The 5,492-nt window shown below is 28.4% G+C and carries 5 protein-coding genes and 1 pseudogene; all 6 read left to right on the top strand.

The features are described 5' to 3' along the window. Positions 1-115 precede the first annotated feature (115 nt). On the top strand, positions 116-637 hold the full coding sequence (locus LS64_RS11915; protein ID WP_052062323.1) for a hypothetical protein: 522 nt from the start codon (positions 116-118) through the stop codon (positions 635-637). Between the two features lie 15 nt (positions 638-652). After that, complete coding sequence (locus tag LS64_RS11910; RefSeq protein ID WP_034569945.1) at positions 653-1,915, top strand: hypothetical protein; 1,263 nt, start codon at positions 653-655, stop codon at positions 1,913-1,915. Between the two features lie 40 nt (positions 1,916-1,955). Continuing rightward, positions 1,956-2,676, top strand: a pseudogene (locus LS64_RS11905) (IS1595 family transposase). A 248-nt stretch (positions 2,677-2,924) separates the two neighbouring features. Further along, the gene (locus LS64_RS11900) at positions 2,925-3,410 is read left to right on the top strand and encodes a hypothetical protein (protein WP_138127379.1); all 486 of its coding nucleotides are present in this window, start codon (positions 2,925-2,927) and stop codon (positions 3,408-3,410) included. Positions 3,411-3,512: 102 nt separating this feature from the next. Beyond that, entirely contained in the window at positions 3,513-3,965 is a 453-nt protein-coding gene (locus tag LS64_RS11895) for a hypothetical protein (RefSeq protein WP_034573711.1), read from the top strand. Between the two features lie 13 nt (positions 3,966-3,978). Then, the coding region (locus tag LS64_RS11890; RefSeq protein WP_138127377.1) for a lipase family protein at positions 3,979-5,492 on the top strand (1,514 nt) is incomplete at its 3' end.

The following is a 5,492-nucleotide window of genomic DNA, read 5'->3' as shown; positions in this document are numbered from 1 at the left end:
TCATAAACACTCATACAAAACAAGATAAACAAAGCCTAGATGAATATAATATCTTTATATCATTTTATGGTGTAATCTTACAAGGTGGGATAGAATCTAGTATTAGGGAAATAGTATGAAAATAATTTACATCTTAGGACTTTTTGGAATCTTTGTTGTGTTCATAGCTAATAAATATGGCATTTACTATCCTACAAGCTATAAAGCGTTTATCCCAAAGCAATGGGATAATGAATATAAGGAATATGAGAGACTATGCAAAGAAAATATAGGGAAAGTGGTATATGCAAGACCACTAGCAAAGGAGAAAAAAGAAGAATTGATAAATGCGACTTGGTATGGTCGTTATTCACCATATAAGCTATATGTTACATCTATTAATAAAAATATATATGAAGTTTTATATACTTTAGGGACAATTGAACATGGTCACAAAGATTTTAATAAAACGATTATTTATCAACAAATTGTTGGTTATCGTTTTGATAGACATTGGAATGAATTTATATTTTTTACTAAAGGTAGTGCAATTAATAAGAAATTTTATAGCATCGAAATACCTAGAGATAATAAATTATTCAATGAAAGTTTGGAAAATAAACAAACCATAGGCACAACAAATGATATACGCTTTTAACAAAGGAAAACAATAATGTCAAATAAACTTTATCAAAAATACTATACTTTAGGAGTTTATGTAGATACTTGGGGGTTAAATGAAGGTGCAATTCCGCATGTATTCTTAGGACTTAAAATAGAATATAGGCTAATTGCTGATAGTTTTCGTGGAATCTTAAATGATGAATACAATAAAGTATATGTCTTAGAAACACAACTAAAATCATATAACAAGACTACGCAAATGGAATTTATAGAAAGACTTACACACGATATTAATAATGATGACAATAAAAATAAGTGGATAAAAAATACAGCATTATTTGATAACGAATTTCTATTTTTTACTCAAGGTTATCAAGATATAACACTTCACGTAAAAGAATATCTCAAAAGCAAGATATTCTTTCATTACCAATCTTATAAACAATCTTTAGATAAGTTTATACAAAGTAAAACAAGTAATATAAGAGATATTGAGGGTTTCTTTGGCTTTGCTCCATATAAATCATCTGCTCCTTTAAGAACTTCTAGCTATGGCAAACAAGAAATGGGAGGCAAAGTTTATCAAAACAATCATTATGAATATATTGAAGCAGAAAATAAAACCAATAATATTCTCACAACAAACAATAGTGGTGAATGTTTAATGGAAGATAATTTAAAAATATACTCTTTTAGCAATGGACATGTACTAACACGGATTCGACCCATTAGCACATTTCAAGCAAACCACGCTTTTGCTATGGAAATACCACAAGAAAAATATATTGAAGTAGCAAGTAAAATTATAGAAGATGTGTTAATTACCGATGATGATTTAAGAGGTGGATTTGCCTTTGTAGATAACGATAGCAAATTTAGATATTATGCTTTAATAGGTCGTTCATGTGTAACATTTGTAATGGATAAATTAAAGATAATTTTTGGTAAAAAGCTTGATTGGTGGGATAACATTACTTGGACGCCACAAGGTGTTTATAATGTTATTAAAAAACACTCACAATATTTTAACTCAATAGAATATCTAATATTTAGCAATCTATTAGATATAAACCTCTTCTACCAAAACTACGCTACTTTATGCAAACTAGATTCTACTTGGGAAAGCGAGAAAGGATTAAGGGCTTTTAGTGAATATTATAATTCCATGCTTTATTCCCATCTAATTTATGATGAGAAGCTTAATCGTCTAGGACAAAATAAAATACCATCTATTCCTAGAGATAGCAATATAGAGCATATAGAAAATGATGTAAATATGAGATTAAATGTAGGATTGTGTGTAAAATGCTAGGCTCAAGACAACTTAAGCTCTTTTAAAGGAGCTTTAAGTTATGATTACACCGATGAAAAATGGGTTTATAATACGTTCACGAATTTCGGAGGCTAAATTTAGAGAAATTTTGTGGCATTTTTGTCTTGATATCGAAGCAGTAAAAATTGCAAAAATTTGCAAAATTTCTAGAAATTCTCTTAACAAAATCTTCAAAGAAATTCGCAAATTAATGGCAAAAGAATGCGAAAATATTTCACAATTAAAAGGTGAAATAGAAGTGGATGAATCCTACTTTGGACCAAAAAGAGTAAAGGGTAAAAAAGGCAGAGGAGCTAGTAAAAAAACGCCCGTTTTTGGTATGCTAAAACGCAACGGAAAGGTATATACGCAGATTGTAAAAAATTGCTCCAGGACCGAGCTAATGCCGATAATAACGCAGTTTTCAGCCCTTAAAGATTCTATAATTTATAGCGATACGTGGAAGTCTTATGACGCTTTGGTTGATTTTGGAGCGTTGGCGCATTATAGAGTAAAACACAGCGAAAATGAATTTGCAAATGGTAAAAATCACATAAATGGAATTGAGAATTTTTGGGGTTATGCAAAACACAGATTAGCAAAATTTAAAGGTATAAAAAAAGAAAATTTTTACCTACATTTAAAAGAAACAGAAAGCGTAGCTTCTTTAGTAATTTAGATATAATGTCAAAAATGAAGGTAAAGATTTGTATAAAATTTTACTAAAATTGATTAGAAAATATCCGCTTAAGTTGTCTTGAGCCTAATATATTGTGCCATAAGAATTGGAAATGCAAAAAATAAAAGGATATAAATATTTGAATATATTTATTATATTTTTATTGATTATGTTTGTAATATTTGTGTTATGGACACTTATCAAAATTATATCCATAATTTCAATAGCACTTAGTAACAATAGATTGCAAAAACGCACAAGTATGGTTATTGGCTTTGTAATATCGGTATTGTTTATAGTGATTGTGGATAATATTGGCTGGGGTAGTTTGTGCCTTATTCATTTCAACCTAGCTATTACAAGTTTAAAGAAATGTGTGAATTAAATGAATTGCCAAATAGTGAAGAAAAATATAATAAGATTCTAGGATATTTTGATTTGAGTTTGGATAGTTTGGATTGGGAGGAGTTGAATAAAACTAAAAAAATATCCAATAATCCAAATAATGAGCAAACAATTTATAAATTTGAGATATTATCAAGAAATTCGTTGCCAGATGATGCGTATCGATATGAATACATAGATAAAAATAGATTTATCATAAGCAATACTCCTAAACTTGATAGATTTACAGCTATAATTGTAGATTTTTATACTCTACAGCCGTATATCAACAAAAATAATATAACTGGCATAAAAATATTTGTATATTGGAATACAAAGCGTTATAATTACTATTTTAGCTCTACTAGCTACAAGTGGAATAGGATTAAAGATTACGAAATATGGTGTGAGGATATTAAGAAAAAAGGTTAACAATGACAAACAAACAACAAATTAAAAATTTAAGAGATTGTGCCGAACTTGCTTGGGCTAGTTATGGGTATTTTGACTTATTTAGATTCTAAAGATATAAAAATGAAAAAGTTTTTTACACCTAAAAAGATTATTTTAACATTTATTGTATGTGCTGGAATCTACTTTATAGGTATCCCTCTTGGTTTCGTGCCATTTTGGTGGATACAGCCTAATTATTGGGAGTTTAGAAGGTTATGCAAAATCAATGATTTGCCAAATAGTGAAGAAAAATACAATAAGATTCTAGGATATTTTGGAATGAAATTAGGAGATAAATATGTCTTTCCTAAAAATTCATCGTATAAATATGGTATCGAATTATTTGTTTATATTGATTTCAAAGATAAGAATAATGAAATTTTATCTATGAACAATATCGCCAATATTGATTTTAAACCAAGTTGGATTTTTTACTATCCTCAAATATTTGGTCATGAAGGCAATATGGATTTTAGGATAGATTGGAAAACAAATATACATTGCAATAATCTTGGCAAAGAAATTATGTTTTAAATAAGGATAAATGATGAACCATAAAGAGCAAGTTGATAATTTAAAAAATAATGCAGAGTTGGCATGGGCTAGTTACTTTAAATTTGATTTGATAGGCGAGAAGTTTAAAGATGAAGAAGAATATAAGGATAAGAGAAATAAACCAATAACCCATACTGATATTTTAAATTTAACTTACAATGGTTATAAAACAGAAAATAGCACATTTTTTAATACACAAAAGCTTAATGGTGATATGTCGCCCAACCAAGCACAAAGATTCTTTGAAAGATATGAATTATTATTTCATCAGCCAAATACAGATTCAGGATTCTCCGCTACGCTATTCAAAGACTTAGGAGAATTAGACAAGGTTACAAGAAAAAGAAAAAGTGTTGATAGTAATGAACAATTTATCTTATCTATTCGTGGCAGTGAGATGGGAAGTGATAAGCTAAAAGAAGTTTTTAATGACTTTTATGCTGATTTTTTGCTTGCTACAAATAAGATTCCTAAGCAGTATTTTGAATTGATAGATTGTATAGAAACAAAGATTAAACCTAGAATCTATAATGAAATATCTGGATCTTATTCTAAAATGACGATAGTAGGGCATTCACTAGGAGGCTTTTTAGCTCAAATGTGTGCTTTAAGTTATGATGAATTAATCAATGAAATTTATACTTATAATGCACCGGGAATCTTTAATGATACCCCAGCAAAAATATTAAATAATACAAAAATAAGTGCTATTGCAATAGCTCCGTCTTTGTATGGAATAAAAAAGTTTGCGGATTATATCGTTGCTTTATTTAAATCAAATACCAATATAGAATCTTATCAAATGCTTGATATGGGAAATAAAGGAAAATTATATTGTGGTATGTTAGAAATGAATGAAACACTCTTTAAGTGTATAGCAAACAATAATAGTAGAGGATTATTAGAGATTATCAATAAAGATGATAATATCACACAGCAACTTAAATATACTATTCCTTATTTCTTACGTATAGACCAAGAAGAAATAACTCTTGAAGTATCAAAATATACTTATACAAGAAAAATATTCTATCCTAATAGCATGAGAGAGTATGCAAAGAAACTATATGATATATTAGAAGAAAATATTAAGATATACAAAGATAAAACATTTTATGTATATTATGCCTATGCATTTATACATACGACAACACAAGCTCAAATATCAGAATCTAATCTTATTGTATTAAGCTATGATTTAAATATCCCTTATGGAAATCTTATCAATCAATTTCAATCATTAAGAAAAGAAAGCTACTATAAAGATAAGACATTAGAAAAAAGACAATGTTTCCATATCATTTCACAAGATATAAGTGGAGGCTATGATGTGATTGGCAACTTAGGGATAAAAATACCAGCACATAATCTTGCAATACAAATTGGATTAGATGGAATTATTGATAAACACTCCATTATCCCCCTTACTCAAACTCTCTATTTCCACTCCTATCTTTTAGAATCATCAATTAATGATAGTATCTTTCAAAACAATATACACGATAT

The sequence above is a fragment of the Helicobacter saguini genome, from assembly GCF_000762875.2.
In the GTDB taxonomy this organism is placed as follows: Bacteria; Campylobacterota; Campylobacteria; order Campylobacterales; family Helicobacteraceae; genus Helicobacter_A; species Helicobacter_A saguini.
The sequence above is the reverse complement of the archived record's forward strand: the minus strand, read 5'-3'. Positions and strand labels throughout refer to the sequence as shown.